This is a genomic window from Pseudomonas furukawaii, assembly GCF_002355475.1.
In the GTDB taxonomy this organism is placed as follows: Bacteria; Pseudomonadota; Gammaproteobacteria; order Pseudomonadales; family Pseudomonadaceae; genus Metapseudomonas; species Metapseudomonas furukawaii.
Map to the genome: position 1 here is coordinate 957,644 of NZ_AP014862.1, position 18,545 is coordinate 976,188.

The following is an 18,545-nucleotide window of genomic DNA, read 5'->3' on the forward strand; positions in this document are numbered from 1 at the left end:
ACCCGTTCAGAGCCCGATGCCCACATCGAACAGGATCGTCCGCCCCAGGTTGCTGCGCAGGAAATCAGGCGCATCGCCGTGGGCGAAGATCACCCGGGCGAAGTTGGGACCGACCAGGGACAGCGAACGCCAGCCCTGGCGCAGGTATTCCGTCGGTGGCGGAAAGTGGCTGTTGAAGTCGGGCGTGGCGCGCTTGAGGTTGACGAAGGCGAGCAGGTCCAGTTCGCCCAGGTCGAGGCCGCGTTCGCCGTAGTTGCGGGCCTTCTTGCGCAGGGTCGGGCCGAGGCGGGCCTGCAGCTCGGCGGCGGGAATCTTCTTGGGTCGGTTCTCCCGGCGCACCAGCTGGGCCAGGGAAAAGGCGCTGCGGCGGCGCTCCAGCTCCTGCCGCCACTCGTCGTTGAGGCGGCGGCCTTCGTCGAGCACGAAGAACACCTCGAAGTTGGCATCGCGGAACTGCACATCCGGCGGTTCCTGCCCGGTGCCGAAGTCGTCCAGCCGGTAGGGCAGGTTCAGTGCCTGGAGGAGTCGCTGGCAGACCCAGCGCTCGCGTTCCCACTTGCGCGCATTCGACAGGAAGTCGTTGGCTTGCTCGGCCTGCCGCGTGAGCAGGCGCAGGTAGTCGGACTCGTTCATGAGCCGCAGCTTAGCCTTTGCGCAGGGGCGCTGGGTAGTCGAAAAAGGGCGCGGGAGAGCCTCTCGCGACAAATGCGCGCAGCTCACCCTTCGCTGGCGCGGTGTAAACTTCCGACTGTCTGCCTGGAGTCCGCCATGCGCATTCGTCCCATTCAGCCCACCGATCACCAAGCCCTCGTCGCCCTCTGGCGGCGCACGCCTGGCATTCGCCTGCGTGAGGAGGACGAACTTGAACCCTTCTGTGCCTACCTGCAGCGCAATCCGCAGCTGAGCCTCCTGCTGGAGGATGACGCCGGGCGGGTGGCCGGAAGCCTGTTGGTGGGACACGACGGCCGGCGGGGCTACCTGCAGCATCTGGTGGTGGACTCACCCCACCGTGGCCAGGGCTGGGCCCGCGCCTTGCTGCAGGAGGCCCTGCGTCGCCTGGCGTCGCTGGGCATTCGCAAGTCCCATGTGTTCGTGCTGGAGGATGCGCCCGAGGCGCTGGCCTTCTGGCAAATGCAGCGGGGCTGGTCGGAACGCGATGACATTCGGGTCTATTCCACTACGGGAGCGTGAACGATGCGGTTTTTCCTGGGTTTGACGCTGTGCCTGCTGGCCGCTCTCGGCCAGGCGGCGGAAACGGGCGAGCGTCTGGCGCCCTGGACGCTCCTCGACCAATACGACCAGGCCTACAGCCTGAACGACGACCTCAAGGTGCTGCTGGTGGCCCGCGACATGGACGGTGGGAAGCTGGTGAACGCGGCCCTAGAGGGCTTGCCGAAGGACTACCTCGAGTCGCGTCATGCGGTGTTCGTCGCCGATATCAGCCGCATGCCCTCGGTGATTTCCTCCCTGTTCGCCGTACCGGCCATGCGTGACTACAACTACCGCGTGCTGCTGGATCGGGATGCCCGGGTCACCCACCGCTATCCGGCCCCGGCCGCCAGCGTGCTCTGGCTGCAACTCGACCGGGGCACGCTCACGGGACAGAAGGCCTTCAATGATGCGGCGGCGCTGCGGGAGGCGTTGGAGTCCCTGGCACCGTGATCGCCGCCGACCTGCTTTCCGCCGAAACCCTCGGCATCGGCTGGGCACTTTACCTGCCAGTCCTGGCCTGGGCCATCTGGCGTGCGCCCTGGCTGGAACTCTTCAGCGATACCCGGCGCCAGCACCTGGTGTTCGGCACCGTGCTGCTGTTGTTCCTGCTCTGGCTGGTGCGACGGGATTTCTCCTCGGGCCTGTCCTACCACTTCATCGGCTTGACCGCCGTGACCCTGCTGCTGGACTGGCCCCTCGCCGTGCTCGGCGGGCTGCTGGCCCAGCTGGGGTTGCTGGCACTGGGCAAGCAGGACTTCGTCGCCCTTGGCATCAATGGCGCGCTGCTGGTGCTGCTGCCGGTGCTGGTCACCGAACTCTGCGCCAAGTGGGTCGAGCACTTCCAGCCGCGCAACCTCTTCGTCTACATCTTCTGCTGCGGCTTTTTTCCGGCGGCTCTGGCCGCGTTGCTGTGCGCCCTGCTCGGGTTGGGCATCCTCTGGGTGGATGGCATTTTTCCCATGCCGCCCTGGCTGGAGGACTTCATCGGCTACCTCTGGCTGGTGATGTTCCCCGAGGCCTTCATCAACGGCACGGCGGTGACGGCCCTGGTGGTGTTCTGCCCGGAGTGGCTGGAAACCTTCAACCGCACCCGCTACCTCCAGGCACCCTGGAAGGACGAGGACTCTCGCTGATCGCCGGGGATTCATCGCCTCTATCTCGCCACGGCGCCTGACCTGGATCAACGGGCGGACGCTGCCGCTTCCCAGAATGGGCGCACACACCGAACAGGAGAAGCGCCATGGGCATTCATCAATGGGCCAGGTCGATGCTGGCACGGGAACTGGCAGTGGCCGAAACCGAAGGCTTCAGCGAAGAAAGGGCATTGCGCGCCTTGTTGAGCGTGGTGGTGGAGCGCAGCGCGACGCTACGGCCCATGGAGGATCTGGCCCAGGAGCTGCAGTTCCTCGCCGACAACCTCGATCCGGATCGGGACTACAGCTTTATGCGGCCGTAGGAGCCGGCTTGCCGGCGAATGTGCGGGTGGTTTTCGCGAGCGAGCTCGCTCCTACAGGGCGGAGACGTAGGAGCCGGCTTGCCGGCGAATGCGCGGGCCCTTTCTTTCGCGAGCGGGCGGGGATGTAGGAGCCGGCTTGCCGGCGAATGCGCGGGTGATTTTCGCGAGCGAGCTCGCTCCTACAGGGCGGAGACGTAGGAGCCGGCTTGCCGGCGAATGCGCGGGTGGTCTTCGCGAGCAAGCTCGCTCCTACAGGGCGGAGACGTAGGAGCCGGCTTGCCGGCGAATGCGCGGTGGTCTTCGCGAGCAAGCTCGCTCCTATAGGGCGGGGATGTAGGAGCCGGCTTGCCGGCGAATGCGCGGTGGTTTTCGCGAGCGAGCTCGCTCCTACAGGGCGGGGATGTAGGAGCCGGCTTGCCGGCGAATGCGCGGGTGGTCTTCGCGAGCAAGCTCGCTCCTATAGGGCGGGGATGTAGGAGCCGGCTTGCCGGCGAATGCGCGGTGGTTTTCGCGAGCGAGCTCGCTCCTACAGGGCGGGGATGTAGGAGCCGGCTTGCCGGCGAATGCGCGGGTGGTCTTCGCGAGCAAGCTCGCTCCTACGGGGCGGGGCTTGGCTTCAATGCTCCCGGGGCGGTAGCTCGCCGGAGAACAACTCGTCCTCCGAATGGTCGCCGGGGATGGCATGTTCCTCGGCCGCCCAGGCACCCAGGTCGATGAGTTTGCAGCGTTCGGAGCAGAAAGGGCGGGAAGGGCTTTGCGGGCCCCACTCCACCGGAGCGCCGCAGGTCGGGCACTCCACGGTGACGGCTTGGCTCATGGCTGGCCTCCTCGCAGGGTCAGGTAGAAGTTGTGCAGACGCTCCACTTCGTTGCGAAGCCAGTGGAGGTCGCGGTCGTTCAGCAGCACATCATGGGCGTGCTGGAGTCGGTGCTCCCGGCTGGCCTGCACTTTGAGGATCGCCTGGACCTGTTCCTCCGGCACCTTGTCGCGGGCCACGGTGCGCTGGATCTGCGCGGACTCCGGCGCATCCACCAGCAGCACCCGTTGGGTCATGCGGTGCTGGCCGGACTCGATCAGCAGCGGCGAGACGAGAATGGCGTAAGGCGATTCGGCCTTGGACAGGTACTGGCTGATTTCCAGTCCGATCAAGGGGTGCAGCAGGCTTTCCAGCCAGCGCCGCTCCTCGGCGTTCTCGAAAATGCGCTGGCGCAGGGCGGCGCGGTCCAGTTGGCCGTCGGCTTGCAGCACGTCGCTGCCGAAATGCTCGGCGATCTTCGCCAGGGCCGGGCGGCCGGGTTCCACCACCCAGCGGGCAGCCTGGTCGGCATCCACCAGGTGCACGCCCAGGTCGCTGAAGTGGGTGGCGACAGCGCTCTTGCCGCTGCCAATGCCGCCAGTAAGGCCAAGAATCCAGGGTTTGTTCATTTGAGACCGGCGAACTGCAGATAGGTCGCCGTTATTTGATCACCCCAGAGCAATGCGATCCAGCCGGCAATGGCCAGATAGGGACCGAAGGGGATCGGCGTCGCCGTGTCCTGGTTGCGCAGGCGCAGCATGATCACGCCGAGGATCGCGCCCACCAGGGACGACAGCAGGATGGTCAGCGGCAGCACCTGCCAGCCACCCCAGGCGCCCAGCATCGCCAGCAGCTTGAAGTCGCCGTGGCCCATGCCTTCCTTGCCGGTCACCAGCTTGAACACCCAGTACACCGACCAGAGGCTGAGGTAGCCCGCCACCGCGCCCCACAGCGCATCTTCCAGGCTGACGAACAGCCCCTGGCTGTTGAGGATCAGCCCCAGCCAGAGCAGCGGCAGCACCAGGGCGTCCGGCAGTAACTGATGGTCCACGTCGATCATGCTCATGGCCAGCAGGCCCCAGGTCAGCACCAGGAAGGCGCCGGCTTGCCAGCTGAAGCCGAAGTGCCAGGCCAGGTAGGCGGACAGCAGGCCGCAAGCCAGTTCCACGAGCGGATAGCGGGTGCTGATGGGGGCCTTGCAGGCGGAGCACTTGCCACCCAGGGCCAGGTAGCTCACCACCGGGATGTTCTCCCAGGCACGGATTTCATGCTGGCAATGGGGGCAGCGGGAGTTCGGCAGCACCAGGTTGAAGACCGGCCCCTTGGGTTCGGCGGGCAGTTCCAGGGCTTCCCGGGCCTGCTCCTGCCAGTCCCGCAGCATCATCTTCGGCAGGCGATGGATCACCACATTGAGGAAGCTGCCCACCAGCAGACCCAGCAGGAGCGCGCAGAAAACAAAGGCCAGCACATGGCTGGCCAGAAAGTCGATCAATTGCATCTTTAGACGACGTTGCCCAGTTGGAAGATGGGGAGGTACATGGCGATGATCAGGCCGCCCACCAGCACGCCCAGCACGGCCATGATCATGGGCTCCATCAGGGCGGTCAGGCCATCCACGGCGTTATCCACCTCGGCCTCGTAGAAGCTGGCCACCTTGTCCAGCATATCGTCCAGGGCGCCGGACTCTTCGCCGATGGCGGTCATCTGAACCGCCATGGCGGGGAACACGCCGGTGGTGCGCATGGAGAAATTGAGCTGCATGCCGGTGGACACGTCGGATTTCACCTTCATCACCGCATTCTTGAACACCACATTGCCGCTGGCGCCGGCCACCGAGTCCAGGGCATCCACCAGCGGAACGCCGGCGGCGAAGGTGGTGGCCAGTGTGCGAGCAAAACGAGCGACGGCGGATTTGTAGAGGATATCGCCGACGATGGGCAGCTTGAGGACGGTGCGGTCGCCCCAGTCCCGGAACTTTTCCGACTTCCTGTGGGCTTGTTGCATGGCGAAGCCAAACGCGAAGAGGCCTATCAGGACGATGAACCACCACTCCTGAAGCATCTCCGAGATACCGATCACCATCAGCGTAAATGCGGGCAGTTCGGCGCCAAAGTTCGCGAAGACCGACTGGAACTGCGGCACCACCTTGATCAGCAGGATGGCCGATACGATGATGGCCACCACTATCACGGCGATGGGGTAGTTCATCGCCTTCTTGATCTTGGCCTTCAGCGCCTCGGTCTTTTCCTTGTAGGTGGCAATGCGGTCCAGCAGGGTTTCCAGGGCGCCGGCCTGTTCACCGGAGTCCACCAGGTTGCAGTAGAGCTCATCGAAGTAGTCGGGTTTCTTGCGCAGGGAGTTGGCCAGGCTGTTACCGGCGGACACTTCCTGCTTCACCTCGTTGACCAGGGCGCGCATGGCGGGCTTTTCAAAGCCCTCGCCGATGATGTCGAAGGACTGCATCAGCGGCACGCCGGCTTTCATCATGGTGGCCATCTGGCGGGTAAAGAGCGCGATATCCAGGGGCTTGATCTTCTTGCCGGCGCTGAGGATCGAGGTGGATTTCTTGCGCACCCGGGTGGGGTTGATGCCCTGCTTGCGCAACTGTGCCTTCACCAGCGCCGGGTTCTGCCCCGTGAGTTCTCCCCTGACCTTGGTGCCTTTCTTGTCCGTCCCTTCCCAGGCGAAGGTACTTGTTTTCAGCGCTTTATCCGCCATGGTTAATCCTTGGTCACGCGGTTGACTTCCTCCAGGCTGGTGATGCCGTTCATGGCTTTCACCAGGCCGGAGGTTCGCAGGTCATTGAAGCCATCGCGGCGCGCCTGCTGGGCGATCTGGATGGAGTTGCCTTCTTCCATAATAAGCTGCTGCAGGGCTGGCGTGATTTTAACCACTTCATAAATACCCACTCGGCCCTTGTAACCCTGGTTGCAGTTGTCGCAGCCCACCGGGCTATAGAGTTTGAAACTGCCGATGCGCGCCTCCGGGAAGCCCTCCTTGATCAGGGTCTCCCGGGGCACCTCATGCTCCTTCCTGCAATGGACGCACAACTTGCGTGCCAGGCGCTGGGCGATGATCAGGTTGACCGAGGTGGCGATGTTGAAGGCCGGCACCCCCATGTTGCGCAGGCGGGTCAGGGTTTCCGCGGCGCTGTTGGTGTGCAGGGTGGACAACACCATGTGGCCGGTCTGGGCGGCCTTGATGGCGATTTCCGCCGTCTCCAGGTCGCGGATCTCGCCCACCATGATCACGTCCGGGTCCTGGCGCAGGAAGGCCCTCAGCGCCTGGGCGAAGTCCAGGCCCTGCTTGGGGTTGACGTTGACCTGGTTGATGCCCTCCAGGTTGATCTCCACCGGGTCTTCCGCCGTGGAGATATTGATGTCCACGGTGTTGAGGATATTCAGGCCAGTGTAGAGGGAGACCGTCTTGCCCGAGCCGGTGGGGCCGGTCACCAGGATCATCCCCTGGGGCTGCTTCAGCGCCTCCATATAGAGGTTCTTCTGCTCATCCTCGTAGCCCAGGGCATCGATGCCCATCTGGGCGCTGGTGGCGTCGAGGATCCGCATCACGATCTTTTCGCCCCAGAGGGTGGGCAGGGTGTTCACCCGGAAGTCGATGGATTTCGTCTTGGAAATCTTCATCTTGATCCGGCCGTCCTGGGGCTTGCGGCGCTCGGAAATATCCAGTGCGGCCATCACCTTCAGGCGGGCGGCGATGCGGGTGGCCAACTGCACCGGCGGCTTGGCCACCTCGTGGAGCATGCCGTCGGTACGGAAGCGCACGCGGTAGCTGCGCTCGTAGGGTTCGAAGTGCAGGTCAGACGAACCGCCGCGAATGGCATCCAGCAGCATCTTGTTGACGAAGCGCACCACTGGCGCATCGTCGGCATCCACGGCGCCCGGGCTGTCCTGCTTGTTATCGTCGACCGCCTCGACGTCGAGGCCGTCCAGGTCCACATCCGCCAGCTCTTCCATGCCGCTGCCGGCGCCGTCGAAGAACTTCTCGATGGCGTCCCCCAGCTTGTCGTCCTCCACCAGGATGGCTTCGGTATTGAGCCCGGTGCTGAACTGGATATCGGTGACGGCCTGGTGGTTGGTGGGGTCGGAGATGGCGACGAACAGCTTGTTGCCCCGACGCCACAGGGGCAGGGCGCGGTGCTGGCGAATCAGCTTTTCGCTCACCAACTCCCTGGGCTGGCTCTCCTTGTCGATGCTGGACAGGTCGAGAAAGGCGACGCCGAACTGCTCCGCCGCCATTTCCGCCAGGTCGCGGCTTTTTAGCAGCTTGTTCTGCACCAGGTAGGTGATCAGCGGAATCTTGTTCCGCTGGGCCTGGGTATGGGCCTGCAGCGCGCTTCGCTCATCCAGCAGATGGGTCAGCACCAGTTGTTTGGCCAGGCCGGAGAGCGCGGGAGCGGTTTCGTTCATGGGAAGCGTCAGTCTGCCAGTGGTGACCCTGCCTTATAACGTAGTTGATCGGTGGCGCCAAATGCGTCCGGGGCGGGTGACAAAAAAGGGCAGATAGTGGCTGGAAGTGCGTGCAGTGGGTGAATGCGGGAGGGCGCAAATTGTCTGTGTTTGGAGCCTGCCCCATCCCAGTCCAAGCCGGGCGATCTTGTTTTATGTCGATCAGTCGGAGTTGGCACAGCACCTGCTAGAGCCTGAGCAGGCAACTGGCCTATTCCATTTGAGGATCAATAAATGAAGGCACAAAAAGGTTTTACCTTGATCGAACTGATGATCGTGGTTGCGATCATCGGCATTCTGGCTGCTGTGGCCATTCCGCAGTATCAGGATTACACCATCAAGGCCAAGATCGGTAATGCTCTGACTGCTGCTGACTCGCTGAAGACTGCTGTAGCTCTTTGCTCCCAAGAGGCTGGTGGTGTAATGACCAACTGCTCGACTGGTGATGCTGGTATTCCGAACTTTACTCCTACCACTGAGGTTGCCAGCGCAACCGTCGATGAGGGTGTAATCGAACTGACCCTCGCTACCGGGATTGGTACTGGTATTGATAGCGAAACTATTACCATGACCCCTCGCCCGGGTAATGGCACTGCGCTGCTGTGGGAGAACTCCACTAGCATCACCACCAACGATATCGCTTCTGCTGCTATTACTAAAAATAACCCGCCGAGCGGCAGCTGATATATAGTCGCTTGAATATAGGCTCGCCAACACTAAAAAGTTGGCGGGCCTTTTTGTTTCTGGATTTTCAATATGCGTAAAGATATGGCAAGGGTTCTGTGGGGCGGCTGTTTGCTGATTGCTCTGAATGTTGCGTTGCTGGCTGTAAGTGGGGCTTCACTTTTTGGGAAGCTCTCCAGGGGACGTGTCATGTCTTCTCTGGATGTAGGGAGTGTTATAAATACGCCCTTTCTTATTGATTTTTTTTGGTTTGTCTTTTCTTTTTCTTTGCTAAATTTACTGGTGGCTTTTGTTCTGTATGTTGTTTGGAGGTGTTGTTCGCTCTCTAAGTTTCGAGGTGATTCGAGGGTTTTCTATCTTCTGTTGTTGTTTTTCTTTCTTTTGATTTATCTCTGGAATATGGTTCTTTTTCCGTGGAGTGCATTGGCGGGTGGGGCAGAGAAAGGATCAGTATTTTTGTGGGGGTTGGTGTCTGGAACTTGTGCTTGGCTCCTGGTCATTGGAGGGGGGGTTGGTTCTGGCTTTCGGGGAAGTAAATTAATAGTTGGGGTTCTGGGTCTCGGTTTGTTGGTTGGGTTGTGGGATAGTTCCAGTAAAGAAATTGTTGTTACCAGCGCTCGCCCTAATATCATCATTATTGGATTTGACTCACTCCGCCCTGAAATGCCCAGTGAGCGTTACATGCCCAACCTCAATGGGTATCTTCAACAGTCTGTCCGCTTCAGCGATGCAGTCACTCCGTTGCCTCGTACCTTCCCTTCATGGATGAGTCTTCTGACGGGGGTTAATCCCGTCAAGCATGGCGCTCGCTTCAATCTGATGCCTTACTCGCTTATCAATCATGACTTCAAATCATTGCCTAAGCGTTTGAAGGAAGAGGGTTATCAAACACTTTATGCGATGGATGAGAAGCGCTTTGCAAATATCGATCAGCGTTATGGGTTTGATCATTTAGTAGGGCCAAAGATTGGTGTGGGGGATTTTCTTTTTGGGTTTCTCTCCGATCTTCCAGTTCTCAATATGGTTCGGCAGTTTCCGTTGTCGGAGCCTTTCTTTCCTTACGTTTATTCAAATAGGGCGCTGAGTGCATCCTATATGGGGGAGGATTTTGTTGGTGAAGTCGAGGATGGTATCGCTGACCTTGACGCGGGCCTTCCAGCGTTCATGGTGGTCCACTTCTGTGAACCTCACTGGCCCTATGCATATGTCTCTGGCAAGGAGCGGCAGACGGGTTGGCTCAGTAAGTTCAATGGGCAGGGTAATTTCCAGAACTACATGAAATCCCTGCCGAGAGCTGATGAGCAGTTTGGGAAGGTCATCACTGCGCTTCGTGATGCCGGCCGACTTGAGAATGCCTTGGTGTTCTTCGTTTCCGATCATGGCGAGGGCTTTGCCCGGGATGCCGTAACTTTCAGCTCCGCAGTCGGAGGAAGGCCATTTGAACTGTCTGCGTATGGGCACGGCACCAATGTGGTCCAGCGGTTCCAGTTTCAGGTGCTGATGGCCTACCAGGTTTACCGTAACGGAAAATTGGTGAGCATACCGTCTAGCCAGGAGAGGGATCGAGTAAGCCTTCTCGATATTTATCCAACGGTTCTTGAGTACTTGGGGATAGAGTTGCCAAAGACACTTGATGGTTACTCACTAATTGGTCGCGAGAAAATTCCAGAGCGAAATTTTTTTGTGGAAACTGACTTTAATGTGTCAGCGGTATTGAATGGACAAATTGATGCTGATGAAGCCTTTGCGCAAGGAGCATCTGCGTATCGCGTTGAGTCTAATGGATATGTCAGTCTGCGTCCGGATAAGATTGGGCAAATAATGCGTCAGAAAGAGTACTCCGTTCTTAGTGGAGATAAGGTGCTCGCGTTTGGAGATTATGGCAAGGAGCTGGCGCCTTTTCGTCTGTTTGATTACTCGGCCATGACGTGGAGGCCGATTGAAGGGGAGGATGGCGATCCTTCTATAAGGGAAATGCAGTTGGCACTGTGTAGGCAGTTTGCTTCGGATCCATTGATGTTGGAACAGCATGTATGCAGAAGTGCCCGTGTTGCAGATGCCAGATGAGCCCGTTGGTAAGCTCTTGCATCGTAATGAGGTCCTCATGAAAGAGGCTCGTGAAGGGCCTGATGTCCTGCTTTCTGACTCTGTAGCCATATTACATAAGAATCGGAGCAGGCTTGTGTGGTCAATCATGGCGCTCTGGTTTTTCATGGTGTCTGTGACTTCATTGAGTAACTTGAGCGTGGCGGTGCTTCAGGCGGTGATGGTTTTGAGTTTTCCCTGGTTGTCGCGTTTTCCTGGAGGGAGAGGTATTAGCCTTGTTTGGATGCTCTGGGGTGTTTCATTCGTTCTCTCTAATTTTCTCCTTTATATTGAGCGTGAGTCCCTGCTTTCTTGGCCGAGAGGCTTCGTTTATCTGGCTCATTTAATGCTTTTGCTACTCCAGGCTGGACTTGTCGATAAGGCATTTGCGGTGAGAGGTCTTGCAGGCAAGCTGGTTAGATATGCAGCGGCGGCGTCGGTGTTTTTGGTTTGTTATTTGAATGTTGAAAGTATTTTTCTGAATCAATGGCATGTTGCTGTTGTTGAGGTTTTCTTTGTTCTGAGTGTCGTGATTTTTTATTTTTCTCCATTTAGGGTGGGGCGGCTTGGGTGGGTGTTCTTTCTGTTTTTTTTAACATCTATAGTTGTCTCGAACACGCTTTCCACCATAAGTGGGGTTGGTGGTGGCGACTGGTATCGTGGTGCTGAGGTTGTTGCGCACTTACTTCTTTTGTTGGCGATGATTAGTTGGTTTTTACGAGACGAGCGGTCCGTTCAGGTGCTTCTTGCAACTGTCGCTGCTGCAACGATCGTGTACCTCTTTGTTTTGATGTTTTATTGGAGTGTTCTACCTGATCCGCGTACTTATAATTGGGCGGGAAGCCCTCCTTTTTTTAGGAATATTCGTCATCTGGGTTACTTGCTCTGCATTAGTATGGTCGTCAGTTCATGGGGAGTCTTTGCCTACGGCGGTCGTTTGAAGGTAGTCGCTTTGGTAACACTGGTGCTCTCTGCATCAATGCTTCTTTGGAGTGGCGGGCGTGGAGGGTTCGTTGCAGCCTGTCTTGGAACTCTTTCGCTGCTGCTCGTTTTTCATGGCAGGCCATATGCCAGAGAGTGGCGTTGGGTGGTCATGGCGGTGCTGGCGTCCTTTATGCTTTCCTCACTATTTCCCGTGGAGTCTGGATCCATGGGGTGGTTGACTGCGCTGCTTCGCACGGGAGGGGCGGACTCTTCAAATCAGCTCAGTTCAGGTCGGCTCGAAATTTGGCGCTCTTTACTTCCCCATATCTCCGAGAGGATGTGGTTCGGATGGGGAGGCGAAGGATTTCTAGCTGTTCGGGAGAGTCGAAGTTTCGTACAGGCGCATAATGGGCTGCTTCAGTTGTTGCTCGAGTGGGGCGTCGTGGGGACAGCGTTATGTGTTCTGGCACTATCTCGAGTTCTATTCGTTGCGGTGCAGCAGGTTGTGCGGAAGGTCCAGCCAGCTCAAGCTCTGAGGCATCAGGCACTTGGTATTTCTATGATGTGCGCACTGCTGGCTCTTTCGCTTGTAGATGGTGTGTTCTATCACGGCCTGACTCTGTTCTTCATGATGATTGCTGTCGCGCTCTTACTTGCTTCCGAGTCCGCATGTCTATCCTCCGGCAATGCTGTGTCTCTCGAGATTGATTCAAGGGGGCGCCAGTGCTAGCCTTCGCACCGCCGCCGGTGTAGCTCAGTCGGTAGAGCAGCTCATTCGTAATGAGAAGGTCGGGGGTTCGATTCCTCTTACCGGCACCAGATCCAACGAAAAAGCCCCGCAGGTTCTGCGGGGCTTTTTCGTTTCTGGCGATTCGGCGAGGTGGTCAGGCTTCTCGGCCGATTTTCTCCGCTGTCTGGTACAGGTCCATGGCCGAGCAGTGCATCAGGTCGGCGAGGGCCTTGAGGGCGTGGTGCAGGCCTTTGAAGTCGCGGTCGCTCAGCTGGTGATCGAGGCCGTCTCGGCCCAGCAGGTCGGCGAGGGTGCTGAGGGCGTAGCTGGCGGTGAGGATGCGGTCGCCTTGGTGGTCGGCGAAGCGGGCGAAGGCTTTCATGGTTCACCTCCTGCGGTTCTGCGAGTCGGGGAGGTGCTTGTGGTCCTTGCTGATACCTGTGCAGGCATGGTCATTTCTCCTTTTGCGTGGGAGCTGCCACGAGTCGCCGCGAAACGATTGGGTGGCAGCTGTGCACGGGTTCGCGGACCGGGGCAAAAGGAACCCGGCAGACCTTTCGGTCTCCCGCGCACAGCCGCCATGACACGAGGGTGCCGGCACAAAAAAAGCGCCGGCAGTCGGATGGTCGGCGCATGTGCGCCTTTTGCTATTCGGGCCGCGACGCCCGGTCCTGGAATCTGCCAGGACGGCGGCACCTTAGCCTTGAGCGGGTGGCTTGGCAACGTTTGGCGCGGACGATCTGTCCGGAGCGCATTCGAGGTTCGAGTGCGCCCCGAACGGTTAACCCGCTGCGATCAGGCAGGGTTCAGTAGCCGGCTTCTTTCTGTGGTAGCAAGCGCTCGATCCAGGCGTCCATGGACCGGCGCAACCGCTGTCCGTTGCGGGGATCAGAGGCTCAGCCGCATCGACAGGTCGATGGCTTTCACATCCTTGGTCAGGGCGCCGATGGAGATGTAGTCCACGCCGGTCTCGGCGATGGTGCGCAGGGTGGTCTCGTTGATGCCGCCGGAGGCTTCCAGCTTGGCGCGGCCGTTGGTGAGGGCGACGGCGGTGCGCATGTCGTCGAGGCTGAGTTCGTCGAGCATGATGATGTCGGCGCCGGCATCCAGGGCCTCTCGCAGTTCATCCAGGTTCTCCACTTCGACCTCCACGGGCTTGCCGGGGGCGATGCGGTGGGCGGCCTCGATGGCCTGGGCGATGCCGCCGGACGCGGCGATATGGTTTTCCTTGATCAGGAAGGCGTCGTAGAGCCCGATGCGGTGGTTATGGCCGCCACCGCAGGTGACGGCGTACTTCTGCGCCAGGCGCAGGCCCGGCAAGGTCTTGCGGGTGTCCAGCAGCTTCACCTGGGTGCCTTTCACCAGGTCCACATAGTGGCCGACGCGGGTGGCGACGCCGGAGAGGCACTGGAGGAAGTTCAGGGCGCTGCGTTCGCCGCTGAGCAGGGCGCGGGCCGGGCCTTCGAGGTGGAAGAGGGCCTGGTTGGCTTCGGCGCGCTGGCCATCGCGCACCTCCCAGGTCAGGCTCACGCGCGGGTCGAGTTGGCGGAACACTTCGTCCACCCAGGCGGTGCCGCTGATGAGGGCGGCTTCGCGGGTGATGATGGTGGCGCGGGCGTGGCGATCCTCGGGTATCAGCTGCGCGGTGATGTCTCCGTCGCCGATGTCTTCCTTGAGTGCGGCACGGACGTTGGCCTCGATTTCGGCGCTGAGGTCGGCGAGGAGGAGGTTGGGCATGGTGGGCTCCGCAGGCAGGAAGGCGGCGATTATAAAGGCTGCCGACGACCGGTGCAGTGCCAATGACAAACGCGCCACGCTTTCTGCTAGATACTCAGGTGTAGGTTGCGAATTGTGCGTTGGTCGGCCGGTTTTCCCTCATCTGTGACCTGAGTCATGTCTGAAGGAAATCTCCCCTTGGTTGTCACAGCGTCATCCCTATAATGACCTCGGAAATTTCTATTTTTGACGCCATAAAATTGACGTTATGGATGACTCTCTCGATAGATGCGCGGTCCGAAACGCCCTGGGAAGGGTCCGGTCTGCGGGAGGCTCGTGATGCAGACCGACGCGAAGGTGGTTTCGCTCACCAAGGGAACCACCCAGCAATCGCCAACCGCTTCCGCAGGTAGGCTGCCCGTGGCCTTGATCCAGGTACGCGACAAAGCGGCAGTGCAGCTGAAACAGACGCTGCAGATGCTGTTCGACAATGCGGACGACACCCTCTTCGAGATGGCCGACCGTGCCACCAGCAATGCCGAGCAGAATGCCTTCTTCGAGGCGATGCGGGACCTTCGGCTGAAGCGCAAAAGCATCGAGCGGACCTTCCTGCAGAAGGTGTTCGAGTGCTTCACCGCCCTGAACCAGTACGAGATCGGCAAGGCGCCGCAGTTGGATGTGGCGTCTTTCGATAACCTCTCGCTGGTGCAGAACGACGAGCTCGAGGAGACCGTGGCCCTGGACGCCATGGTGGCCAAGGTGATGAGCCGCGACGGTGTCGCGCTGGGGCATATCACCGCGCGTCTCAACGCCCTGGTGAGCAAGAAGATCGAGGACCGCACCAACCCCCTCGGGCCCCGTGTGCTGTGCGAGTCGTTCCTCGACGCCTGCCGCAGTCTGGGGGTGGAGATCAAGGTCAAGCTGATCATCTTCAAACTGTTCGAGAAGTACGTCCTGACCGAATTGGACGCGTTCTACGCCGAGGCCAACCAGTCGCTGATCCAGGCCGGCGTGCTGCCGGACCTGCGTTCGGCGCCGGTGCGTCGCCAGCCGGATCGTCCGACCGCGTCCAGCCGGGGCGCGCAGGCGGGGAGCGCCGCATCCGGCGGCGCGACGGGTGACGAGGGGGTGCAGGAGGTCTTCGGAGTCATCCAGGAGTTGCTGACCCAGGTGCGTGGCAGCGCCTTCCCTCGCCGTGAGTACCCGGCCGATGCCGTGCCGGTCAGCAGCGTCGACCTGATGCGCCTGCTTTCCCATCTGCAGCAGCACCTGCCGCAGCAGCCCGCCGACGATTACGACCTGCGCGTCAACCTCGACCAGTTGCTCAGCCGCGCCAGCGCCCGCAGTGGCCGTGTGCGGGTGGTGGGGCAGGTGGACGACGATGTGATCAACCTGGTGTCCATGCTTTTCGAGTTCATCCTCGATGACCGCACCTTGCCGGATTCGCTCAAGGCCCTGATCGGCCGGATGCAGATTCCCATGCTCAAGGTGGCGCTGCTGGACAAGACTTTCTTCAGCCGTGGCAGCCATCCGGCGCGGCGGCTGCTCAACGAGATCGCCTCCGCCGCCCTGGGCTGGGTGGAGCAGGATGAAGCCCAGCGCGACAGCCTCTATCACCGCATCGAGCAGGTGGTGCAGCGGCTGTTGAACGACTTCGTCGATGATCCGTCGATCTTCTCCGAACTGCTGGCCGAGTTCCTCGCCTACACCGGTGATGAGCGCCGTCGCAGCGAGTTGCTGGAACAGCGCACCCGCGATGCCGAAGAGGGTCGCGCCAAGGCCGAGCTGGCCCGCAAGCGGGTGGAGGAAGCCCTCAACCAGCGCCTGCTGGGCCGCACCCTGCCGGAGGTGGTGGTGCGCCTGCTGCGGGAAGCCTGGAGCAAGGTGCTGCTGCTGAGCTGCCTGAAGCACGGCGTGGAGTCGGCCGAATGGCAAGCCGCGCTGCAGACCATGGATGACCTGATCTGGAGCGTGGAGTCCCACGAGGCGCCCGAGGCCCGTGCGCGCCTGCTGGAGCTGGTGCCGGGGCTGCTCAAGTCCCTGCGCGACGGTTTGGCCAGCGCCGCCTTCGATCCCTTTTCCACCAGCGAATTCTTCAGCCAGCTGGAGGCCCTGCATGTGCAGGCCTTCCAGCGCCTGCGCAAGCCGGAGCCCGAGCCGGTAGAGCAGGCCGATGGCGGCCTGGAGTCGCCACCTCTGCTCCTCGACTTGCCGGAAGAGCCGGCGGAGCAGGAAGGCGCCCCGGTGATGGTCGCCGTGGTGGAGGAAATCGTCCTGGTCGCGCCGGGTGAAACCCAGGTGCCGGAGCCGGAACTGACGCTCGCGGACGACGACGAGGCGCTGGTTTTCGTCGATAACCTGCGGGTGGGCAGCTGGGTGGAGTTCCAGGAAGACGAGGAGCACAAGCTGCGCTGCAAGCTGGCGGCGCTGATCAAGCCCACCGGCAAGTACATCTTCGTCAATCGCACCGGCATGAAGGTGCTGGAGAAGAGCCGCATGGGGCTGGCCGTCGAGTACCGCCGCAAGGCGATCCGCCTGCTGGACGATGCCCTGTTGTTCGACCGTGCCCTGGAATCGGTGATCGGCAACCTGCGCCGACTCAAGGGGGCCTGAGGCGCTAACCGGTCCGTACCTTCGCTGTAGGAGCGGGCTCGCCCGCGAACCTGTCCGTGCCATTCGCCGGCAAGCCGGCTCCTACAGAGCTGGCTCCCGCGCCGCGTCCCCGTAGGAGCGAGCTTGCTCGCGAACCTGTCCGCGCATTCGCCGGCAAGCCGGCTCCTACAGAGCTGGCCCCCGCGCTGCATCCCCGTAGGAGCGGGCTCGCCCGCGAACCTGTCCGCGCCATTCGCCGGCAAGCCGGCTCCTACAAGGCGGAACCCCGCGCTGCGCAGGGGCGCGCTTGCCCTCTCGCAAAAACACCTCCGCTGCGCCTAAAGTGGGCGACCTATCAAGGAGCCGACATGCAGCTGGACCCCCTATCCGGCTGGTGCCAGGGCATCAGCCACTGTCCATCCCCCAATTTCAACCTTCGCCCCGAGGGCGAGGTTTCCCTGCTGGTCATCCACAACATCAGCCTGCCGCCCGGCCAGTTCGGCACCGGCAAGGTTCAGGCGTTCTTCCAGAACCGCCTGGACCCGTCGGAGCATCCGTTCTTCGAGGAGATCCGTGATCTCAGGGTGTCCGCGCATTTCCTCATCGAACGTGATGGCGCCGTCACCCAGTTCGTCTCCTGCAATGGGCGGGCGTGGCATGCCGGCGTTTCCCGCTTCGACGGTCGGGAGGGCTGCAACGACTTTTCCGTGGGAATCGAGCTGGAAGGCACCGATGACCTGGCGTTCACGGAACCTCAGTATGCTGCGCTGATCGCCCTGGTGAAGCAGATGCGCATGGCCTATCCCGCCATCACGCCGGAACGCATCTGCGGACACAGTGATATCGCCCCGGGCCGCAAGACCGACCCGGGCCCCGCGTTCGACTGGGCACGCCTGCGGGCGGCCCTCGTAACCTGAATCAAGGAGGGACCCATGTATTTTCTGGTGTTGTTGCTGGTGCTCTGGATCGAGAAGTTCTCCGCCTGGCGTCGGCATATCCAGCAGGACGGCTTCTGGTTGCGCGAGCTGGCCAAGGCGGAGGCCAATCCGCGCATGGCGGGCAATGCCTGGCTGATCCTGGCGCTGCTGGTGCTGTTGCCCCTGGTGCTGCTGGGGCTGGTGCTGCTCGCGCTGGAGCCGGTGGCTTATGGCTGGCTGGCGCTGCCCGTGCACTTGCTGGTGATCGTCTACAGCCTCGGGCGCGGCGATGTGCTCGAGGATATCGGCCCCTTCCGCGACGCCTGGCGGCGAGGCGATACCCAGGGCGCCTACCATGTCGCCGAGCGTGACATGGGCCTCGAGGCGGAGGAGGGCGGCGACCTGCTGAACCAGGTGCAGGGCTATCAGCTCTGGCAGGCCTACCAGGGCTTCTTCGCGGTGATCTTCTGGTATGCGCTGCTGGGCCCGGTGGCGGCCCTTGCCTACCGCCTGCTGGCGCTGGCCAGCGAGCATGCCTCCATCGAGCCGCTGCGCGAGCGGGCGGAAATGATCCGCCACGCCTTCGACTGGCTGCCGGTGCGGGTGCTGGCGGCCAGTTTCTCCCTGGTGGGCAACTTCGTCGGTGTGAGCCGCGTGCTCCTTCATGAGTTGTTGAGCTGGGAGATTCCGGCCCGTCGCTACATCGAGCTTGCCGGGCGTGCCGCTGCCGAACTGCCGGAGCCCGCCAGCGGTGACGCCGGTGTGGCGACGCTGGATGCCCTCTGGCAACTGCTGGTGCGTGCCGCCGTGCTCTGGTACGCCGGCTTCGCCGTCTGGACCCTGCTGCTCTGACCCTGCCTTTCGCCCGCCCGGCGCTACCGCCGGGCGGCAACTCCCCGCTTAACCTTTAATTACAGAAACTCCTGCCGATATCGGGTACACAGGCTTACGCGCAAGAAAGTTCTGA

At 61.2% G+C, this 18,545-nt stretch carries 18 protein-coding genes and 1 tRNA gene; 11 read left to right on the forward strand and 8 right to left on the reverse strand.

Going from position 1 to position 18,545, the window contains the following annotated elements; genetic code table 11:
- Window positions 1-6: 6 nt before the first annotated feature.
- Entirely contained in the window at window positions 7-633 is a 627-nt protein-coding gene (locus KF707C_RS04465; RefSeq protein WP_004420101.1) for a DUF1780 domain-containing protein, read from the reverse strand.
- Window positions 634-768: 135 nt separating this feature from the next.
- On the opposite strand from KF707C_RS04465, the gene KF707C_RS04470 reads away from it, so the two are divergent.
- The 4 genes from KF707C_RS04470 to KF707C_RS30215 all read left to right on the forward strand — a co-directional run bounded on the left by KF707C_RS04470 (window position 769) and on the right by KF707C_RS30215 (window position 2,668).
- Window positions 769-1,191 (forward strand): GNAT family N-acetyltransferase, encoded by a 423-nt coding sequence (locus KF707C_RS04470; RefSeq protein ID WP_004420099.1) that lies wholly within the window; start codon window positions 769-771, stop codon window positions 1,189-1,191.
- Between the two features lie 3 nt (window positions 1,192-1,194).
- Entirely contained in the window at window positions 1,195-1,662 is a 468-nt protein-coding gene (locus KF707C_RS04475; protein ID WP_004420098.1) for a hypothetical protein, read from the forward strand.
- Window positions 1,659-2,345, forward strand: a complete 687-nt coding sequence (locus KF707C_RS04480) for an energy-coupling factor ABC transporter permease (protein WP_004420096.1) — start codon at window positions 1,659-1,661, stop codon at window positions 2,343-2,345. The genes KF707C_RS04475 and KF707C_RS04480 overlap by 4 nt, the downstream gene beginning before the upstream one ends.
- Before the next feature lie 107 nt (window positions 2,346-2,452).
- Window positions 2,453-2,668, forward strand: coding sequence for a hypothetical protein (locus tag KF707C_RS30215; protein ID WP_004420093.1), 216 nt, complete (start codon window positions 2,453-2,455; stop codon window positions 2,666-2,668).
- 616 nt (window positions 2,669-3,284) lie between these two features.
- Here KF707C_RS30215 and yacG read toward each other — a convergent pair.
- The 5 genes from yacG to pilB are packed head-to-tail and all read right to left on the reverse strand — an operon-like array spanning window position 3,285 to window position 7,891.
- A complete protein-coding gene (gene yacG / locus KF707C_RS04485; protein ID WP_003452484.1) occupies window positions 3,285-3,485 on the reverse strand; it encodes a DNA gyrase inhibitor YacG in 201 nt (66 codons plus the stop codon).
- Window positions 3,482-4,093: a dephospho-CoA kinase gene (gene coaE, locus KF707C_RS04490; protein WP_003452481.1), complete on the reverse strand. Its 612-nt coding sequence runs from the start codon at window positions 4,091-4,093 to the stop codon at window positions 3,482-3,484. The genes yacG and coaE overlap by 4 nt, the downstream gene beginning before the upstream one ends.
- On the reverse strand, window positions 4,090-4,962 hold the full coding sequence (locus tag KF707C_RS04495; protein ID WP_003452480.1) for a prepilin peptidase: 873 nt from the start codon (window positions 4,960-4,962) through the stop codon (window positions 4,090-4,092). Before KF707C_RS04495 ends, coaE begins: the two co-directional genes overlap by 4 nt.
- A 2-nt stretch (window positions 4,963-4,964) precedes the next feature.
- Window positions 4,965-6,182: a type II secretion system F family protein gene (locus KF707C_RS04500; protein ID WP_003452479.1), complete on the reverse strand. Its 1,218-nt coding sequence runs from the start codon at window positions 6,180-6,182 to the stop codon at window positions 4,965-4,967.
- A gap of 2 nt (window positions 6,183-6,184) precedes the next feature.
- Window positions 6,185-7,891 (reverse strand): type IV-A pilus assembly ATPase PilB, encoded by a 1,707-nt coding sequence (gene pilB / locus KF707C_RS04505; protein ID WP_003452478.1) that lies wholly within the window; start codon window positions 7,889-7,891, stop codon window positions 6,185-6,187.
- Window positions 7,892-8,164: 273 nt separating this feature from the next.
- Between pilB and KF707C_RS04510 the strand changes: the two genes are divergently transcribed.
- The 4 genes from KF707C_RS04510 to KF707C_RS04525 all read left to right on the forward strand — a co-directional run bounded on the left by KF707C_RS04510 (window position 8,165) and on the right by KF707C_RS04525 (window position 12,442).
- Window positions 8,165-8,614, forward strand: a complete 450-nt coding sequence (locus KF707C_RS04510; protein WP_003452477.1) for a pilin — start codon at window positions 8,165-8,167, stop codon at window positions 8,612-8,614.
- Between the two features lie 72 nt (window positions 8,615-8,686).
- On the forward strand, window positions 8,687-10,681 hold the full coding sequence (locus KF707C_RS04515) for a sulfatase-like hydrolase/transferase (protein ID WP_003452476.1): 1,995 nt from the start codon (window positions 8,687-8,689) through the stop codon (window positions 10,679-10,681).
- Window positions 10,682-10,718: 37 nt separating this feature from the next.
- On the forward strand, window positions 10,719-12,353 hold the full coding sequence (locus KF707C_RS04520; protein WP_158526749.1) for an O-antigen ligase family protein: 1,635 nt from the start codon (window positions 10,719-10,721) through the stop codon (window positions 12,351-12,353).
- A gap of 13 nt (window positions 12,354-12,366) precedes the next feature.
- Window positions 12,367-12,442 (forward strand) — tRNA-Thr (locus KF707C_RS04525).
- 65 nt (window positions 12,443-12,507) lie between these two features.
- Here the strand turns inward: KF707C_RS04525 and KF707C_RS04530 are convergent.
- Both KF707C_RS04530 and nadC read right to left on the reverse strand, forming a co-directional pair.
- On the reverse strand, window positions 12,508-12,735 hold the full coding sequence (locus tag KF707C_RS04530; RefSeq protein ID WP_003452474.1) for a hypothetical protein: 228 nt from the start codon (window positions 12,733-12,735) through the stop codon (window positions 12,508-12,510).
- Window positions 12,736-13,241: 506 nt separating this feature from the next.
- The gene (nadC, locus tag KF707C_RS04540; protein WP_003452473.1) at window positions 13,242-14,090 is read right to left on the reverse strand and encodes a carboxylating nicotinate-nucleotide diphosphorylase; all 849 of its coding nucleotides are present in this window, start codon (window positions 14,088-14,090) and stop codon (window positions 13,242-13,244) included.
- A 318-nt stretch (window positions 14,091-14,408) separates the two neighbouring features.
- Between nadC and KF707C_RS04545 the strand changes: the two genes are divergently transcribed.
- The 3 genes from KF707C_RS04545 (at window position 14,409) to ampE (ending at window position 18,430) form a co-directional block, all read left to right on the forward strand.
- Entirely contained in the window at window positions 14,409-16,682 is a 2,274-nt protein-coding gene (locus KF707C_RS04545) for a DUF1631 domain-containing protein (RefSeq protein WP_036993053.1), read from the forward strand.
- Between the two features lie 347 nt (window positions 16,683-17,029).
- Complete coding sequence (ampD, locus tag KF707C_RS04550; protein WP_003452469.1) at window positions 17,030-17,578, forward strand: 1,6-anhydro-N-acetylmuramyl-L-alanine amidase AmpD; 549 nt, start codon at window positions 17,030-17,032, stop codon at window positions 17,576-17,578.
- 15 nt (window positions 17,579-17,593) lie between these two features.
- Entirely contained in the window at window positions 17,594-18,430 is an 837-nt protein-coding gene (gene ampE / locus KF707C_RS04555) for a regulatory signaling modulator protein AmpE (RefSeq protein WP_003452467.1), read from the forward strand.
- The last annotated feature ends 115 nt before the right edge of the window (window positions 18,431-18,545 follow it).